This is a genomic window from Teredinibacter sp. KSP-S5-2 (genome assembly GCF_032773895.1).
In the GTDB taxonomy this organism is placed as follows: Bacteria; Pseudomonadota; Gammaproteobacteria; order Pseudomonadales; family Cellvibrionaceae.
In genome coordinates, this window is record NZ_CP120416.1 from 1,500,530 (window position 1) to 1,517,999 (window position 17,470).

The 17,470-nt window shown below is 44.6% G+C and carries 12 protein-coding genes and 1 tRNA gene; 12 read left to right on the forward strand and 1 reads right to left on the reverse strand.

The features are described 5' to 3' along the window. Complete coding sequence (locus P5V12_RS06900; protein ID WP_316956615.1) at nt 1–1,002, reverse strand: GlxA family transcriptional regulator; 1,002 nt, start codon at nt 1,000–1,002, stop codon at nt 1–3. A gap of 143 nt (nt 1,003–1,145) precedes the next feature. Here P5V12_RS06900 and P5V12_RS06905 point away from each other — a divergent pair, with 143 nt between their 5' ends. The 12 genes from P5V12_RS06905 (at nt 1,146) to P5V12_RS06960 (ending at nt 17,460) form a co-directional block, all read left to right on the forward strand. Beyond that, the gene (locus P5V12_RS06905) at nt 1,146–2,999 is read left to right on the forward strand and encodes a beta-ketoacyl synthase (protein WP_316956616.1); all 1,854 of its coding nucleotides are present in this window, start codon (nt 1,146–1,148) and stop codon (nt 2,997–2,999) included. 32 nt (nt 3,000–3,031) lie between these two features. Beyond that, nucleotides 3,032–3,631 carry a helix-turn-helix domain-containing protein gene (locus P5V12_RS06910; RefSeq protein ID WP_316956617.1) on the forward strand — a complete coding sequence of 200 codons (600 nt, stop codon included), beginning with the start codon at nt 3,032–3,034 and terminating at the stop codon, nt 3,629–3,631. 242 nt (nt 3,632–3,873) lie between these two features. Then, nucleotides 3,874–6,030: a fatty acid oxidation complex subunit alpha FadB gene (gene fadB, locus P5V12_RS06915; protein WP_316956618.1), complete on the forward strand. Its 2,157-nt coding sequence runs from the start codon at nt 3,874–3,876 to the stop codon at nt 6,028–6,030. 13 nt (nt 6,031–6,043) lie between these two features. Beyond that, nucleotides 6,044–7,222 (forward strand): acetyl-CoA C-acyltransferase FadA, encoded by a 1,179-nt coding sequence (gene fadA, locus P5V12_RS06920; RefSeq protein WP_316956619.1) that lies wholly within the window; start codon nt 6,044–6,046, stop codon nt 7,220–7,222. A gap of 155 nt (nt 7,223–7,377) precedes the next feature. Then, nucleotides 7,378–7,462, forward strand: a tRNA-Leu gene (locus P5V12_RS06925). A 216-nt stretch (nt 7,463–7,678) separates the two neighbouring features. After that, nucleotides 7,679–8,995 carry a trigger factor gene (gene tig, locus P5V12_RS06930; RefSeq protein ID WP_316956620.1) on the forward strand — a complete coding sequence of 439 codons (1,317 nt, stop codon included), beginning with the start codon at nt 7,679–7,681 and terminating at the stop codon, nt 8,993–8,995. A gap of 358 nt (nt 8,996–9,353) precedes the next feature. Next, complete coding sequence (gene clpP, locus P5V12_RS06935; RefSeq protein ID WP_316956621.1) at nt 9,354–9,992, forward strand: ATP-dependent Clp endopeptidase proteolytic subunit ClpP; 639 nt, start codon at nt 9,354–9,356, stop codon at nt 9,990–9,992. 177 nt (nt 9,993–10,169) lie between these two features. After that, nucleotides 10,170–11,459 (forward strand): ATP-dependent Clp protease ATP-binding subunit ClpX, encoded by a 1,290-nt coding sequence (gene clpX, locus P5V12_RS06940; RefSeq protein ID WP_316956622.1) that lies wholly within the window; start codon nt 10,170–10,172, stop codon nt 11,457–11,459. 144 nt (nt 11,460–11,603) lie between these two features. Continuing rightward, nucleotides 11,604–14,024, forward strand: coding sequence for an endopeptidase La (gene lon / locus P5V12_RS06945; protein WP_316956623.1), 2,421 nt, complete (start codon nt 11,604–11,606; stop codon nt 14,022–14,024). Between the two features lie 235 nt (nt 14,025–14,259). Further along, on the forward strand, nt 14,260–14,532 hold the full coding sequence (locus tag P5V12_RS06950) for an HU family DNA-binding protein (RefSeq protein WP_316956624.1): 273 nt from the start codon (nt 14,260–14,262) through the stop codon (nt 14,530–14,532). A gap of 158 nt (nt 14,533–14,690) precedes the next feature. After that, nucleotides 14,691–16,556, forward strand: coding sequence for a SurA N-terminal domain-containing protein (locus P5V12_RS06955; protein WP_316956625.1), 1,866 nt, complete (start codon nt 14,691–14,693; stop codon nt 16,554–16,556). Between the two features lie 28 nt (nt 16,557–16,584). Further along, nucleotides 16,585–17,460, forward strand: a complete 876-nt coding sequence (locus P5V12_RS06960; RefSeq protein WP_316956626.1) for a hypothetical protein — start codon at nt 16,585–16,587, stop codon at nt 17,458–17,460. Nucleotides 17,461–17,470 lie beyond the last annotated feature (10 nt).

A 17,470-nucleotide genomic window follows, 5' to 3' on the forward strand; every position in this document is an offset into this window, starting at 1 on the left:
TTAAGTGTTTAAACTGAACAGTTTTGCTCTCACTGTTGTGCGGTATTGGCTTGGAGTAGTACCATGTATTTTTCTGAATAAGTTGGTGAAGTAAGAGCCGTCATGGTAACCCACTTTGTCCATTACTTCTCCGATGCTTAAATTGGTGGTTTTTAATAAGTCCTTTGCTGTTTCCATTCGTACTTGCTGAACATAGGTAAGGGGGGAAACACCGGTTGCAGTTTTAAAGCGACGATTAAAACTTCGCATGCTCATACCAAATTGCTCAGCCAGGTTTTGCACTGAAATATGTTTGCTTTGGTTGGACTGAATCCATATTTGGCTTTGAACAATTTCTTCGTCTGGATGGCTGTTGTTGCTTTCGATAAGTGAACTGGGTTTCTCGTAGGCTCGGCGTATTTCGTGAAAAAAATGTTGTTCTACATGAGTGGCGACCTCTCTGGAAAAGTATTTTTGAATGAAGTGAACCGTCAAATCCCCTAGAGAGTTGACGCTCCCGGTGCAATAGAGATTACCTGCCTGGGTAATAAAGTACTGGCGTTTCAGGTTAATCTGAGGATATTTTTTTTGAAAAAAGTCGAAGTGATGCCAGTGTGTGGTTGCAGGTTTGCCGTCTAATATGCCGGCTTCAGCCATAAAGCAGCAACCGGTTCCGACCCCGGCTATTGTGACACCATTTTCGTATTGATCACGGAGCCAGGCAATGAGCCTGTGGTGTCTATTAATAACGGTGTTTGGGTTTCTCCATAGTGCGGGCAGGTAAATAAGATCCAGCTCGCCAGCGTCATCAATGCTGTTGTCTGTGTCGAAGCGAATCCCTGTATGAGTGGTTACGCTTTCATTAATATCTGAAATCACTTGGACCGATAGTTGTTGGCGTTGCGTGCTGCCTTTGGGTTTTGTTTTGGCGATATCTTCTGCTGCCCGAAGTAGCTCCAAGGGAAGGGTAAGACTGGTCGCCAGCATCTTTTCGCAAACAACAAAAGCTACCTTTAGTGCCATATATTCTCCAGTTATTCTCCAGTCTGCATTTTTGGCTGTTTTGCCATGGTTAAACGGCTGATATGCCCGAGACGATGGTAATTTAACTGAATAGAATCCCATTCTCAATATTGATTGCTTAATAACGAATATAGGCACAGGTCATGACGTCTTTCTTACCATTAATTGTCGGGTTTGGTGGTTACAATGCTGCGGGCAGAAGCTCTTTTCACCGAGCATATGAACGAATGATATTGGAAAGCCTGGGTGAGGCCGATAGGGCGAAAACACTTAGCTCGCTAGCACACATAATGGGAAAGCCTGGAGCGGACGAGCAGGAAATTTTGCTTGGTTCTTTGGTTCGACGTATAGAGCCAACCTATTTTGATGTTGAAAAAGCTCCCTTTGGTAAGACTTTTCCGATAAGAAGCTCTGGATCTGATCCTGTTCGTTTTGTGTTGAGTGCACGTGAGCTGCCAGAAGCAATACCTGAGCACTGGCACGTTGAGCCAGTGGCAGGGGATGATCGACAGTTTCAGGTAACCCTTATGGGGAATCAGTCCGTACGGGTGAACAGCCATTCTCCAATTGCAGTCCAATCCGCGGGTCAGCTTCCTTCTGGTTTTAATCCCGCAGATCATTATCGTTCGATGCATCATCCAAGAGGCCTGCAATTGACTGTTTTGGGTGCCTCAGATGCTGTGCGGTCCATGGGAATCAAATGGTCCAATGTTGCCAAGAAAATCTCCCCGGATCAGGTCGCGGTTTATGCCAGTAGTGTCATGAGTCAGCTGGATCAGTCTGGTTTTGGTGGAATGATGCAGGCGAGACAAAATGGTGCGAGGGTGACGTCCAAACAGCTTCCTCTTGGCATGAACACCATGCCAGCGGATTTCGTTAATGCCTATATTCTGGGAAGCTTGGGTTCAACTGGTGGTGTGACCGGAGCATGTGCAACTTTTCTTTTCAATTTGCGGCAGGCGGTCGAAGAGATTCGGATGGGGAGAAAGAAGGTTGCTGTTGTCGGATGTAGCGAAGCACCTATTCTTCCTGAAGTTATCGATGGTTACGCGGCGATGAGCGCTTTGGCAACCGATGATAATTTAAGAAAACTGGATCAGGTGGATGTACCTGATTATCGACGAGCCAGTCGTCCTTTCAGTGAAAACTGTGGCTTTACCTTGGCTGAGTCCAGTCAATACATCGTGCTTATGGCTGATGATTTGGCTATCGAAATGGGCGCGCAGATATATGGTGCTGTGCCTGGTGTTTATGTCAATGCTGACGGCTTTAAAAAATCTATTTCAGCTCCTGGTGCTGGTAACTACATTACCATGGCTCGTGCCGTAGGTTTGGCAAACACCCTATTGGGTGAGGAAGCTGTAAAAAATGGAAGCTTTGTTCAGGCGCATGGTTCAAGTACACCGCAAAACCGTGTCACGGAATCGAAGATATTTGATAAGGTTGCAGAAGCATTTGGTATTCAAAATTGGCCCGTGGCGGCTGTAAAAAGTTATGTGGGGCATTCTCTTGGGCCAGCCAGTGGGGATCAAATAGCTGCGAGTTTAGGTGTATTTGCTCGAGGAATTTTGCCTGGCATTAAGACGATTGATTCCGTTGCTGATGATGTTTTTTCTGCCCGTTTAGATATTCGCAAAACTGACAATGAGTTGGGTGAAAAAGGTGCGCAAGTCGCATTTTTAAATTCAAAAGGTTTTGGCGGAAATAACGCTACAGCGACAGTTTTTTCACCGTCAGTAGTCGACAGTTATCTCGCGAACCACTATAGTTCTAGTCAGCTGTTAGAGTATAAAAATAAGCGAGAGCAGGTGGAATCAATGGCCAGTCAGTATTGTCAGGATGCTGATCTTGGCAAGCTAAGCCCAATATATGAATTTGGTAATAACCTGCTTGATGAGGATTCAATTCAAGTCAGTAAAGAAAATGTATGCATGCCGGGATATAAAGCTACAATTTCATTACAAAACGATGAAGGATTGTCTGGTTTCAAAAAATAAATAAAATCTAACTGACAAAAGGGTAAAGGGCGATGCCAATTTCTAATCTGTTGTCCGAACAAGCAACTCCGGATGGGGTGGATACTGGTTGTAGTGAAACTGTTGGCACACGATTACAAACTGTAAGAAAAATTCACGGCTTATCTCAGCGGGAGCTTGCGCGCCGTGCTGAAGTGACCAATAGTACTTTATCCATGATTGAGCAGGGTAAAGTCAGTCCGTCAATCGCATCATTGGAAAAAATTGTGAATGCGATTCCGATGTCTCTGCAGGAGTTTTTTTCTGACTCGCTTGATATTACGCCGCCGGTGTTTCGTTATGACCAGCTCGTGCATGTTGAAAAGGATGCAGTTGATTATCGGGTTTTGCCTATAAACCGATCAGACAATAAAGGGGTTTTTCTCGCGCAGCAGGTTTATTCTCCTGGCGCGAAAGTCACTTCAGAATGGATGGTTAAAAATGGCTACGTCGGAGGAATGGTTATTGATGGGCAAATTGAACTGCATCTGGAAGGAACCGTTTATGAGTTAAAACCTGGCGATGGTTTTTATTTTTCTCTTCTACGTTCTCACTCCTTTTTAAACGCAACCGATAAAGACTGTACTGTGGTCTGCGTCTCATTTGGCGATTAACATCGCAAATTGACAGTGATTTTCTTTCCTAAATCAACTGTAAATCATTATCGTTCTGATCCATACTTGACTAAGCCTTAAGGTAATAAAACCTTGAGGCTAGTGTAAATCTATACTAGTTAAATCATGCTACGTTCTATATGCGGGAAAGGACTGTATATTGTGGCTGTCGCGTTTTTAGTGAGTGCGATTAATAATAGGTTTGCTTACTTTCTAACCTTTTTAGGAATGCTGAGGTTGTCATGCTTTACCAAGGTCAGACTTTATCGCTAACACAGTTAGAGTCAGGAATTATTGAACTGTGTTTTGATCTCAAAAATGAATCTGTCAATAAGTTTAACTCCGTAACCCTTGATGAATTGGGGGAAGCTCTCACCGTAGTTGAGACCACTCAGGATGCTAAAGCATTGCTTTTAACTAGCGGCAAATCAGTATTTGTTGTTGGGGCAGATATAACTGAGTTTGGCCCAATTTTTACTCAGGGTGGAGACATTGTTCGCGGCTATTTAAATCGGGTAAATGCGTGCTTTAACCGAATTGAAGATCTGACTATACCAAGTCTCGCAGCGATTAACGGGTTTGCTTTGGGCGGCGGCATGGAGGTGTGTCTGTCCTGTGATTATCGCGTAATGAGCAATGGTACACAGGTGGGTTTACCTGAGACTAAGTTGGGGATTATTCCCGGCTGGGGCGGAACGGTTCGTCTACCCCGCGTGGCAGGTGTTGATATTGCTGTTGAATGGATTGCTGGTGGGCGAAACTATGATGCCCTTCCTGCGTTGAAAGCAGGTGTTGTTGATGCGGTGGTTGAGTCGGAGCAGCTTCGTGGGTCAGCCATTAATATGTTGGAGAGAGCGATAGCTGGCAAGCTGAATTTCCAAGAACGCAAAGTGCAAAAAAAATCACCGTTGCCAATCAATGACATTGAATCGCTAATGTCTTTTGAGACGTCAAAAATGTTTGTGAAGTCACAGGCTGGAAAGCATTATCCAGCGCCTGTTGCAGCGGTTCAGGCAATGCAGGATGCATCAAAAATGGGGAGGGACGAAGCGTTAGTTGTGGAAGGGAATGCTTTTGTTCAATTGGCGTTAACTCCTGTCGCCCATGCCTTGGTGGGTATCTTCCTTAATGACCAGTTAATCAATAAAAAAGCCAAGCAGTATGAAAAAGAATCTGGCGAAAAAATAAAACGAGCTGCAGTACTTGGTGCAGGGATTATGGGGGGGGGTATTGCCTACCAGTCTGCCTATAAAGGCATCCCTGTAAAAATGAAGGACATTGCTCAGGATGGTTTGGATTTAGGCTTATCTGAAGCGGCCAAATTATTAAACAAGCGGGTTGAACGTGGAAGGATGACTGCCTCAAAAATGGCGGAAGTATTAAATAAAATCGAACCAACACTTGCTTATAGCGGTTTTGATCAAACGGATATTGTGATTGAAGCTGTTGTGGAAAACGCGAAAGTGAAACGAGCTGTATTGGCTGACGTGGAAAAACATGTATCTGAAAATACGATAATTTGTTCCAACACTTCGACTATTTCTATTTCTCATCTGGCTGCAGAGTTAAAACATCCCGATAAATTTTGTGGGATGCATTTTTTTAATCCGGTCCATGCAATGCCTTTAGTTGAAGTTATCCGGGGTGAGAAAACAGCAGAATCTACAGTGGCAAAAACGGTGGCTTATGCCAATGCCTTGGGGAAAAAGCCAATAGTCGTAAATGATTGCCCTGGATTTTTGGTAAATCGGGTTTTGTTCCCTTATTTTTCTGGTTTTAGCATGCTTCTGCGTGATGGCGCTGACTTTCAGGAAGTGGATAAAGTCATGGAGCGTTGGGGATGGCCAATGGGGCCGGCTTACTTAATGGATGTTGTCGGGGTGGATACCGGAGTCCATGCAGAAGCGGTCATGGCTAAAGGCTTCCCCGAAAGAATGGGAAGAACCTATAAATCTGCGACAGATATATTATTCGAGGCGCAGCGTCTCGGGCAAAAAAACAAGAAAGGTTTTTACAATTACGAGTTGGATAAGAAAGGTAAACCACAGAAGGTGGTTACGGATGAATCTTATCAATTACTCGCTGGAGAATATGCTGAGAAAAAGGATTTTTCAGAAGACGAGATTGTTGCGCGAATGATGATTCCCATGGCAACTGAGTTAGCGCGATGTCTCGAAGAGGGGGTTGTTGATTCGGCTGCTGAGGCGGATATGGCGTTGGTTTATGGGTTAGGGTTTCCACCCTTTAGGGGAGGCTTGTTACGCTGGATTGATAATATGGGTATCGACAATTTTATTACTATGGCGGAACCCTACGCTCATCTGGGCGAGCTATATAAGGTGACAGCGGGCATGTCAGAGATGGCCGCCGCACATGCAAAATATTATCGCGCAGCCTAAGGAGGAGCGGAGCATGAGTTTACAAGCAAGAGACGTGGTTATTGTTGATTATGCGCGCAGCCCAATGGGGCGTGCAAAAAATGGGTGTTTCCGACACTTGCGCGCCGATGATATGAGCGCTTTTCTAATAAATGGTTTACTTGAGCGAAACCCCGGTATTGATTCTAAAGAGATCGATGACATTATTTGGGGGTGCGTTATGCAGCGCGGAGAGCAGGGTTTTAATGTCGCCCGGAATATATTGCTTCGAGCCGGGCTTCCCCACGAAATTCCGGCGCAAACAGTTAATCGACTTTGCGGTTCCTCTATGTCTGCTCTTCATATTGCCGCAGCCAACATAAAAGCCGGTTTAGGGGATATTTATCTGGTTGGCGGTGTTGAGCATATGGGGCATATCGATATGAATCAGCATGTTGACCCGAACCCGGCGTTGGGCGTGTCTGTAGCCAAGGCCGCCGGTTCAATGGGCTTAACCGCGGAGTATCTTGCCCTTTTACATGGCATTGGTAGAGAGCAAATGGATGCATTTGGTGCTCGCTCTCATCAGCTTGCAGCTAAAGCAACTCAAGAGGGAAAGTTCTCCCGAGAGATTATCCCGTTAAATGGTCACGATGAAGATGGTGCGTTAATGCTCGTCGAACACGATGAGACGATTCGACCGGAAACAACAGTTGAAGTGCTGGCAACGCTTAAGCCAGTATTCAACCCGAAAGGTGGAACTGTAACAGCGGGAACCTCTTCTCAGGTAACGGATGGGGCATCTTCGATGTTAGTTTTATCGTGGGAGAAAGCGCAGGCATTAGGTTTGACCCCCATAGCCAAAGTACGTGGCATGGCGCTGGCAGGGGTGGATCCGTCAATTATGGGATATGGGCCAGTTCCGGCAACCCAGAAAGCGCTCAAACAGGTCGGTTTGAGCATTGAAGATATCGACATTGTTGAGTTGAATGAAGCGTTCGCCGCTCAGGCGTTACCAGTGTTAAAGGATTTAAAGCTCTTGGATGTAATGGATGAAAAAGTGAATTTGTACGGGGGCGCTATTGCTTTGGGACATCCATTTGGCTGTTCCGGAACCCGGATTACAGGGACATTACTGTCGGTAATGCAGGATAAGGATAAAGCTCTTGGCGTTGCGACTATGTGTATAGGCCTGGGGCAGGGCATTACCACCGTCCTAGAGCGATTAAACTAAAGAAATTGAAAATTGTTGTTGCTCAGATGAAAAGCTTGTGGCAGAATGCCCGCCTCTTCAAATGAGAGGCCAATTTTTGATTGATTTATCATTGAAAATCAATGGCTTAGATTAAGTTTGAAGATTAGCTTATTAGGCTAAATGCTTTTCATAGCGCGGTCGTGGCGGAATTGGTAGACGCGCTGGATTTAGGTTCCAGTGCCGCAAGGCGTGAGAGTTCAAGTCTCTCCGACCGCACCATCTTGGTAAATCTCAATAGATACTCTCAGTAGTTTTGTCGCCCCAATTTTGGGTCTTTCTTCTAGTCGCACTTTTTATTTCATTTGTGTATACTGCGCGCCCTTAAACGTCAGAGCAAATTCTGAACTGGGTGAAATGCCTGTCGTAATGAGAATGGCAAAGGTAGTCCCCCAGATTTAACTAATAACACTACTCTCTTACTTCACGAGGAACAAAATGCAAGTTTCAGTTGAAACAACTACCGGTTTAGAAAGAAAAGTTACTGTAGGTATTCCTGCCGACGTAGTTGACCAGGAAGTGGAGAAACGCCTGAAAGAAGCCGCCAAAACTGTACGTATCAACGGTTTCCGTAAAGGTAAAGTTCCTATGAAAGTTGTCAAAAGCCGTTTTGGCGCCGGTGTGCGTCAAGAAGTTCTTGGCGATACCATTAACCGATCGTTCTACGAAGCGGTTCAAAAAGAGTCATTACGCCCAGCCGGCCAGCCTCAAATTGATGCGAAACAGCTTGAAGAAGGTAAAGATGTTGAGTTTGTAGCAACATTTGAAGTTTACCCCGAAGTAACGGTTGATGGTTTGGGAGAGTCCGAAATTGTTCGTTACAACGCTGAGATCGGTGACGAAGACGTCGACAATATGATCGAAGTTTTACGCAAAAGTCAGGCTGAGTGGAGCGATGTAAAGCGTAAGTCGAAAAAGACTGACCGGGTAAATATTGACTTTGTTGGTACAAAAGACGGCGAAGAGTTCGCAGGTGGTTCTGCTAAAGGGCACAACTTGGTGCTTGGTTCAGACAGTATGATTCCTGGTTTTGAAAAAGGCATTATCGGGATGAAAGCGGGCGAGGAAAAAGTTTTAGAGCTGACTTTCCCTGAGGATTATCACGCGGAAGACCTAAAAGGTGCAGCCGTTGAGTTCAAGATTACGGTTAATGCTGTAAGCGCGCAAAAATTGCCAGAGTTGAACGAAGAATTCTTCAAAAAATACGGTGTAGAAGGTGACGAAGCTAGTTTCCGTGAAGATGTTAAAGAAAACATGGAGCGGGAAAAGCTGAAGGCTATTAAAGCGAAAACAAAAGAGCAGGTAATGAATGCTCTTTTGAAAGCAAATGAAGTTGATATTCCGAAAGCATTAATCTCGCAAGAAATTAATGCAATGCGTAACCAGATGATCCAGCAATATGGTCAGGCAGCGCAAAATCTTGATATTCAGTCTCTTCTTCCTGACGACATGTTTAAAGAGCAGGCTGAACGCAGAACTGCTCTTGGGTTGTTGGTTTCTGAAATCGTAAGTAAAGAAAAGCTTGTTGCAGATAAAGACAAGGTTAAAACGCTTATCGAAGAAGCTGCCTCATCCTATGAGGACCCGGAAAGTGTTGTTAATTACTATTTCAGCAATGAGCAATTGTTGGCAAGCGTGGAAGCGGCCGCACTGGAAGATCAAGTTGTTGATTTTCTGCTGGAAAAGGCCAAGGTTGTTGATAAAACAGTTTCTTACGATGAGGTTATAAAGCCTCTGGAAAAAGAAGAAGCCTAAAGTAAAAGAGTTAAAAAAAGCTAGGAGGTGTCAGGCTTCCTAGCTTTTTTTTTATCTGAATAATAATACCTTAGTAGAATGTGTGGATTTTTTTAAAACGAAATCAGGCCCTGGATTTTTGGTGCTGTTTAATGATTGGGCAAGCTGAGTTAAAAAAAACCATATCCCAAGGTATTTGAATTCTTCACCTCCAAAAGCTATTGATTTTATTGGCGAAATATCTCGTTCAAGGTTAAGCTAAAGCATAAGTGGCTGTAGCATATAAGAGATGATCCTGCGACCTTACTGTTAATATCATTATTTTTTGCATTGATAACTAGGGCGCCATGTAAAATTTGTTAAGGATACGGAACAATTTATGTCGAAAATTGACTTGCTTGGTAACAAATCACTTGAAACTGTGAATTCGTTAGTCCCCATTGTTGTAGAGCAAACAGCTCGTGGTGAACGTTCTTACGATATTTATTCTCGTTTATTAAAAGAGCGCGTAATTTTTCTGGTTGGGCAGGTCGAAGACCATATGGCAAACCTGGTGGTTGCCCAGCTTTTGTTCTTGGAAGCAGAAAACCCTGATAAAGATATCCACTTGTATATCAATTCCCCTGGTGGTTCTGTGACTGCGGGGCTATCTATATACGATACTATGCAATTTATTAAGCCCGATGTGAGTACAATGTGTATTGGTCAGGCATGTAGCATGGGTGCCTTCTTATTAACGGCTGGAGCTAAGGGGAAACGTTACTGTTTACCAAACTCTAGAGTAATGATCCATCAGCCCTCTGGCGGTGCGCAGGGCCAAGCGTCAGATATTCACATTCATGCGCAAGAAATCCTTAAGATTCGTGAGAATTTGAACCGTATCATGGCTGGCCATACCGGACAGTCCATTGAGCAAATTGCCAAAGATACTGAGCGTGACAACTTTATGAGCGCAGAAGAATCAAAGGCTTACGGGTTAATTGATGAAGTTGTTAGTATGCGTGGTACCGAAGCTTAGGCCTGATTTTTGCCTAATATCAAGCCGGTAAACGTCTTAAGATAGTGTGCTACCAGTAATTTGTGGCATAGATATTCGCAATTCTGCCTTGATTTTGCTAAGTTCGCCCTTGAAATATGTCTATTGGGCTACATTTAAGCTTATCAAAGCAAAGTTTTAGAAAGTTGGAGAGACTTAATGTCTGACCATAGTGGTGATAACGACGATAACGGCAAGTTGCTGTACTGCTCTTTCTGCGGAAAGAGTCAGCATGAAGTACGCAAATTGATCGCTGGCCCGTCGGTATTTATCTGTGATGAATGTGTCGATCTTTGTAACGACATTATTCGGGAAGAAATTCAGGAAAGCAGTGCCGAGACTTCTGGCGATAAACTGCCTACGCCTCAAGAAATCTCTGAGACCTTAGATCAGTACGTTATTGGTCAACGTGGTGCGAAGAAAGTCCTTGCCGTTGCTGTATATAACCACTACAAACGGTTGCGTTTGGGTGGAAAGAAAAAGTCCAAAGATGATGTTGAGCTGGGTAAGAGTAATATCCTGCTGGTTGGGCCAACGGGTAGCGGTAAAACCCTATTGGCGGAAACTTTGGCAAGGTTGCTAAATGTACCCTTTACGATCGCCGATGCAACGACTTTGACCGAAGCGGGTTATGTCGGAGAAGACGTAGAGAATATCATCCAGAAACTGTTGCAAAAGTGTGACTACGATGTAGAGAAAGCTCAACAGGGCATTGTCTATATTGATGAAATTGATAAGGTTTCGCGTAAGTCGGATAACCCCTCTATTACTCGGGATGTGTCTGGAGAGGGCGTTCAGCAGGCATTGTTAAAGCTGATCGAAGGCACTATTGCTTCTGTTCCTCCTCAAGGTGGTCGTAAGCATCCTCAGCAAGAGTTTTTACAGGTCGATACGTCAAACATCCTGTTTATCTGTGGTGGTGCCTTTGCCGGCCTGGATAAGGTTATCTTGGATCGATCCGAAAAAGGTGGGATCGGCTTTGGTGCGGAAGTACGCAGCAAGAATTCCAGCAAAAATGTCGGTGAGACACTGAAAGAGCTTGAAGCGGAAGACCTGGTGAAATATGGGTTGATTCCTGAGTTTGTTGGCCGGTTACCAATCATTGCCACACTCGATGAGTTGGATAAGCTGGCGCTTGTTCAAATCCTGAAAGAGCCAAAGAACTCCTTGGTTAAGCAATATGCCAAGCTGTTTGAAATGGAAGATGTTGAGGTGGATTTCAGAGACGACGCACTGGATGCTGTTGCGGAAAAAGCTATGGAACGAAAAACCGGTGCTCGTGGGTTGCGTTCAATCATGGAGGCAGTGCTGTTGGATACTATGTACCGTTTACCGTCAGAACCCGGTGTCAGTAAAGTCGTTGTTGACGATGCTGTCATTCGAGGGGAGTCTGAGCCATTGCTTGTTTATGAAAACAACGATTCAGCTAAGGCAGTCCCAGAGGACTAGCGTTTTAATGTGACACTTTGATTTAAAAAGGGCTCTTATGAGTCCTTTTTGCTCTGTGTAGCTTGTATTTTACAAGGGTAGCCCCCAATCTTAATGAAACAAAACTTTCAACAACAATTGCCCCCGTGTATTGAGGCTTAATCAATGGATCAGATTGAATCCACAGTAGAAGAAAACAGACTCCCATTACTACCGCTGCGTGATGTTGTGGTATACCCGCATATGGTTATCCCTTTGTTCGTTGGTAGAGAGAAGTCTATCTCTGCGTTGGAGCACGCTATGACCGAGGATAAGCAAGTTCTGCTGGTTGCGCAGAAACATGCCTCTGTCGACGAGCCAAATCGTGCGGATCTCTATGAATTTGGTACGGTTGCCACGGTGTTACAGTTACTAAAACTTCCCGATGGCACGGTAAAGGTTTTGGTAGAAGGCGGGAAACGCGCTCAAATCATCGAAGTTACAGAATCTGAGGGGCATTTCCAGGCTGAAATTGAGTACGTCGAGTCCGATGCAGAAGAGGATAGAGAGGTTGAGGTGTTAACTCGTTCTCTGTTAACACGTTTTGAGCAGTACGTTAACCTCAGTAAAAAGGTGCCGTCCGAGGTGATGACCTCCCTAAGTGGCATCGATGAGCCTGGCCGTTTGGCTGATACAGTGGCTGCGCATATGTCTTTGGAGTTGGCGCAGAAGCAAGAGCTGCTGGAAATTATTAATGTACGTGAACGCCTGGAGCACCTTATCGGTTTGATGGAGGCCGAGGCAGACTTGTACCAAGTTGAGAAACGTATTCGTGGCCGTGTTAAAAAGCAAATGGAGAAAAGCCAGCGCGAGTACTATCTGAATGAGCAGTTAAAAGCGATTCAGAAAGAGCTTGGTGACATGGGTGATGAAGGTGCAAATGAGCATGGAGAGCTGGAAAGAAAGGTGGCTGAGTCTGGCATGCCGAAAGAAGCTGAAGAAAAAACCATGGCTGAACTTGGTAAATTAAAGATGATGTCCCCGATGTCTGCAGAGGCATCCGTTGTTCGCGCCTATATTGACTGGATGGTCAACGTTCCCTGGAAAAAACGCAGTAAAGTTCGCCATGATTTAGAGAAAGCTGAGCAGATTCTGGAAGAAGATCACTACGGCTTGGAAGAAGTCAAAGAGCGCATACTTGAATACTTGGCAGTGCAAAAGCGCGTCAAAAAAGTTAAGGGCCCGATATTGTGCCTGGTTGGCCCTCCCGGGGTTGGTAAGACCTCGCTCGGCGAATCCATAGCAAGGGCAACAAATAGAAAGTTTGTCCGTATGGCGTTAGGTGGTGTACGCGATGAAGCGGAAATACGTGGTCACCGGCGAACCTATATTGGTTCTATGCCAGGTAAGTTGATTCAGAAAATGTCCAAGGCTGGAGTGAAGAACCCTCTGTTCTTATTGGATGAGATCGATAAGATGGGAATGGATCATCGTGGTGATCCAGCGTCTGCATTGCTTGAGGTTTTAGACCCAGAGCAAAACAACAGTTTTAATGATCACTATCTGGAAGTCGATTATGACCTTTCTGATGTGATGTTCGTTTGTACTTCCAATAGTATGAATATTCCGGGACCGTTATTGGATCGAATGGAAGTTATTCGTATTCCAGGTTATACCGAAGATGAAAAAGTTAATATCGCAAGCCGTTATTTAATTCCGAAACAAATTAAAAATAATGGTTTGGTGAAAGATGAAATTGCGGTAGAAGAGCAAACAATACGAGACGTTATTCGTTATTACACAAAAGAGGCTGGAGTACGTGGCCTGGATCGAGAAATTGCAAAACTGTGTAGAAAGGTTGTTACGCGCAATGTGAAAGAGAAATCGCATGAGACAACTCATGTTGAGCCTGAAAAATTAGAAGATTATTTAGGCGTTCGAAAAACCGACTTTGGCCGGGCAGAAGATGAAAACCAAGTTGGTCAGGTTACAGGTTTAGCTTGGACGCAAGTGGGGGGAGAATTACTCACTATTGAAGCTTCAGCCGTAAATGGTCGTGGTCGTATGATAAAAACCGGTTCTCTCGGTGATGTCATGCAAGAATCTATTCAGGCGGCTATGACAGTTGTGAGATCTCGTGCGCAGTTTTTGGGAATTCATCCTGAATTTCACGAGAAAAAAGATTTGCATATACATGTACCCGAAGGGGCGACGCCAAAAGATGGACCAAGTGCTGGTATTGCCATGTGTACAGCGTTAGTTTCTGTATACACTGACATACCCGTTAGAGCGGATGTGGCAATGACAGGGGAAATAACCCTGCGCGGGGAAGTTTTAAAAATTGGCGGGTTAAAAGAGAAGCTATTGGCGGCTCACCGTGGTGGGATCAAAACAGTTCTCATTCCGCAAGATAATGAGTCGGATTTGCGTGAAATTCCGGACAATATCAAGCAAGATTTACAGATCAAACCTGTTCAATGGATCGATCAGGTGTTGGAAATTGCTTTACAATACATGCCAACACCCTATAGCGACGAAGAATATGAAGCGTTGCAGGAAAAGGTTCAGGATAGTAAAAAAGACGAAAATAGAATAAGTACTCACTAAATGCTGAGTCTGAGACCATAAAACTGTATGAATTGCGAGCAGTTGCTCGAAACAAGACGAAATTCTGGATTTCATTCTTGACCGGCCCTAGGGCAGTTGGTATAAATCGCAGTTCATCACAGCGACTCGATGGGGTGGCCTCTATTGGGTCGGCTTGGGGCGAAACTACTAGACTTCTCATTGTTGAGAGTGAGTGTCGAAGTGAAACATGAAACAAATATAAAAGGGGTTTATAGTGAATAAATCAGAATTGACCGAAGCGATTGCCGCGTCAGCAGATATTTCCAAAGCAGCGGCAGGTCGGGCACTTGACGCTATGACCGATGCGATCGCTAACGCTTTAAAAGAAGGAGATCAGGTGGCACTTGTTGGCTTCGGCACTTTCTTGGTAAAAGAGCGCGCAGCACGCACTGGTCGTAATCCTCAGACAGGTGAACCAATTCAAATTGCAGCAGCAAAAATTCCAAGCTTTAAAGCTGGTAAAGCGCTTAAAGACGCAGTTAATTAATTTTCTATTTAAGCAAAAAACGTTTAATTGAAAAAAATTAAAAACACTGAAGTAAATAAAATAAAAATCAGTGTTTCGTGTAAATAAAAAAGGCGCACACTTATGCGCCTTTTTTTATATTCTCACAAATAAAAATATAAATTTTATCGAGGTGTGCGATGCAAGTTATTCGTGACAACATGAAAGGCACTCTGGCAGTCGTTGTCGTGCTTATGTTTGTTGTGCCCATGGTTTTGTCCGGAATTGGAACCTCCTTCTTGGGTGGCCCTGCGGGGGGCAAAGTGGCAACGGTGGATGGGCGTGCTATAAGCAATAACGAGTTGGCGCGCGCGGTCTACATGCAGAAACAGCGTTTGCTGTCACAAGAAGGTGTCGATCCTTCCGCTGACTACCTGAAAGACGAAAATTTACGTGGTCCAGTGTTGCAACAGCTTATTCGTCGAACAGCATTAATTGCCTCTGCAGAAGATAGTGGTGTTGGCGTTTCTGATACAACTATTAATAAAACTATTCTCGATCAGCAAAGTTTCCACACAGATGGTAAGTTCGATAAACAAGCATACCGTCGTGTACTATCGGGGGTCGGGTATACGCCAGCCACATTCAAGGCTTCTTTATCAGAAGATCTTCTTATTTCGCAAATTGCTTCCGGTATCCAGGCGTCTTCTTTTGTAACTCCTGCTGAATTGGATGCGATTGTTAGTGTTGTCGGGGAAGCCAGATCGTTTGAGATGATTAAAATTCCTGCGAGCGCTATAGGCGAAGATCTTGAACCGACTACCGAAGAGATATCTGCATATTATTACGATAACCAGACGACCTATCTGGATCCAGAAAAAATGTCTATTGAATATGTAGAGTTATCGGTAGATGATCTGGCAAAACATGAGGTTATTGCTGAGGCAGATATTCGCGCTCAATACGATCAGGAAATAGCGGCTTTTGATAGTACTCCTGAAGTCGAGATTGCTCATATTTTGATAGAAGACGGGGACGGTGCATCTGATAAGCTTGCTGAGCTTCAATCCAAATTGGATGCTGGTGAGGAATTCGACGCACTAGTTGAAAACTATAGTGACGATATCGGAAGCAAAAGCTCGAAAGGTTATCTCGGTCTGTTAACTCCAGGTGCGTTTCCTGAGCAATTCGCTCCAGCGGTTGCTGACTTGAACGAAGGCCAGGTATCCGCTGTTGTTAAAACGGACGCAGGTTCGCATATTTTAAAAGTTGTTAAGAAAACGATTAAAAATGCACCTTCTTTCGAAGATCGAAAAGATGCGATTAAGGCGCAGCTAGCTAGAGCAACTGCCGAAGAAGCATATTTCGAGATGTTGGAAGAGTTGGGTGATTTGACATACAGTGCAGAAGGCTTGCGGACTGCTTCTACGGAACTTGGCTTAACTATTAAAGAGTCCGAAGAGTTTACTCGCGCTTCTGGAACTGGGATCGCTTCTAACAAAGTCGTTCGGGATGCTGCGTTTAATCCGGTGGTAGTTTCTGAGGGGCAAAACAGTCAGGCTATTGAAATCTCTGCCGATAAAGCTGTGGTATTGAGAAAGAAAACGCATTCACCAGAACGTATCAAAGCGTTGGACGAGGTTAAAGAGCAGATAACGGCTCTGTTAAGAGAAAAAATGAAGCAAGAAAAGCTTCAGTCCTTGGCGGAAGCATTTATCGCTGACCTCAAAAACGGCGCGGACACAAAAGAAAAAGCGGATGAAGCGAAATACGAATATTCTGCTCATGATAAGGTTAAGAGAACAGATGTTACGGTTGATCGCTCCGCGTTGAGACAAGTATTTGCGATGCCTGCGGTCGATGGTAAGAGTTTCAAGGCCGAAGTGGATATGTCGGGAGGTTACCTTGTTACCGTATTAACTGAAGTGGTAGCGGGAACTCGCACGGATTTACCTCCTCAACAGCTCTTCGGTATGACCGCGCAGTTGAAAAGAGAAAATGGTCAATTCGAAAATGCTTCGTATGAAGCTGATGTGGTAGAGAAAGCAGAGGCAAAATTTAACTAGTCTGCATAACTAAAGGGAAGTTGTTGTTATGCGCTTTTTATATCGATGTCGTTTGCTGCTACTTATAGTATTGGCTTGTATCACAGGTTGTGCCTCTAATACCTATACATACACGACCGGGAGGGCGGAGATCGATAATCCGCTCTCTCCTGATATGCAACAGCAGGTCTATGTTGGGACCCCTCACAAAGTTTTGGATGCCTCGGACTGGTATTGGATTGGGAGTTTACTGGGCAAACTAGTACTCCTTAATCCCAAGGTTGATAGTCACGAGATCTCTGAAGAGACTTTATCTTATCTAATGGAATATGTAGATAAGAATGATCTGGAAAATGTTCAAATACTGGTCAATACCTATAAGCCTGGGCTTCAGTTTAAGCGTCTTTTTCGTAATCGAACGGTCGGTGCTGGTTGGCGTTTCACTGTCGGCTTTTATTCAGCGGTTATGTACGCTGCATTTCCCGGCCGTTTCTTTGGTGGAGATCACTACAATCCTTACACTAATACGATCAGCATATATTCTGATGACTATGCAATAGCACTGCATGAAGCGGCTCATGCTAAAGATCTTGGTCGGAGAAAGCGAAAGGGTTTGCATGCGTTCTTATATGGGTTGCCGGGGGCTGCCTTGTATTATGAAGCTGTCGCATCTTCTGATGTTTTGAGCTATATGAAAGCTGAGAGTATGGATAGGGAGCGAAAGCATGCATATAGGACGTTGCATCCCGCTTACGGTACATATGTTGGCGGTACCTTGATTGGTGCGGCGACATCGTGGGGGTTTGCTGCGGGGGCCATTCCTGGGCATATTACTGGTAATACGGCCGCCGCTTTTGTTCAAGATGAGTCTGAAAAAGAAGATGCGGAGCAAAAAGTTGAAGATACTTCGGCCGCAGAGCGTTAGCGCGTTTGGT

Excerpts from the sequence above, each read along its gene's own strand:
- clpX (WP_316956622.1), top strand. The coding sequence starts at position 10,170 with ATGTCTGACCATAGTGGTGATAACGACGATAACGGCAAGTTGCTGTAC.
- P5V12_RS06955 (WP_316956625.1), top strand. The coding sequence starts at position 14,691 with ATGCAAGTTATTCGTGACAACATGAAAGGCACTCTGGCAGTCGTTGTC.
- P5V12_RS06910 (WP_316956617.1), top strand. The coding sequence starts at position 3,032 with ATGCCAATTTCTAATCTGTTGTCCGAACAAGCAACTCCGGATGGGGTG.
- P5V12_RS06900 (WP_316956615.1), bottom strand. The coding sequence starts at position 1,002 with ATGGCACTAAAGGTAGCTTTTGTTGTTTGCGAAAAGATGCTGGCGACC.
- P5V12_RS06960 (WP_316956626.1), top strand. The coding sequence starts at position 16,585 with ATGCGCTTTTTATATCGATGTCGTTTGCTGCTACTTATAGTATTGGCT.
- lon (WP_316956623.1), top strand. The coding sequence starts at position 11,604 with ATGGATCAGATTGAATCCACAGTAGAAGAAAACAGACTCCCATTACTA.
- fadA (WP_316956619.1), top strand. The coding sequence starts at position 6,044 with ATGAGTTTACAAGCAAGAGACGTGGTTATTGTTGATTATGCGCGCAGC.
- tig (WP_316956620.1), top strand. The coding sequence starts at position 7,679 with ATGCAAGTTTCAGTTGAAACAACTACCGGTTTAGAAAGAAAAGTTACT.
- fadB (WP_316956618.1), top strand. The coding sequence starts at position 3,874 with ATGCTTTACCAAGGTCAGACTTTATCGCTAACACAGTTAGAGTCAGGA.
- P5V12_RS06905 (WP_316956616.1), top strand. The coding sequence starts at position 1,146 with ATGACGTCTTTCTTACCATTAATTGTCGGGTTTGGTGGTTACAATGCT.
- clpP (WP_316956621.1), top strand. The coding sequence starts at position 9,354 with ATGTCGAAAATTGACTTGCTTGGTAACAAATCACTTGAAACTGTGAAT.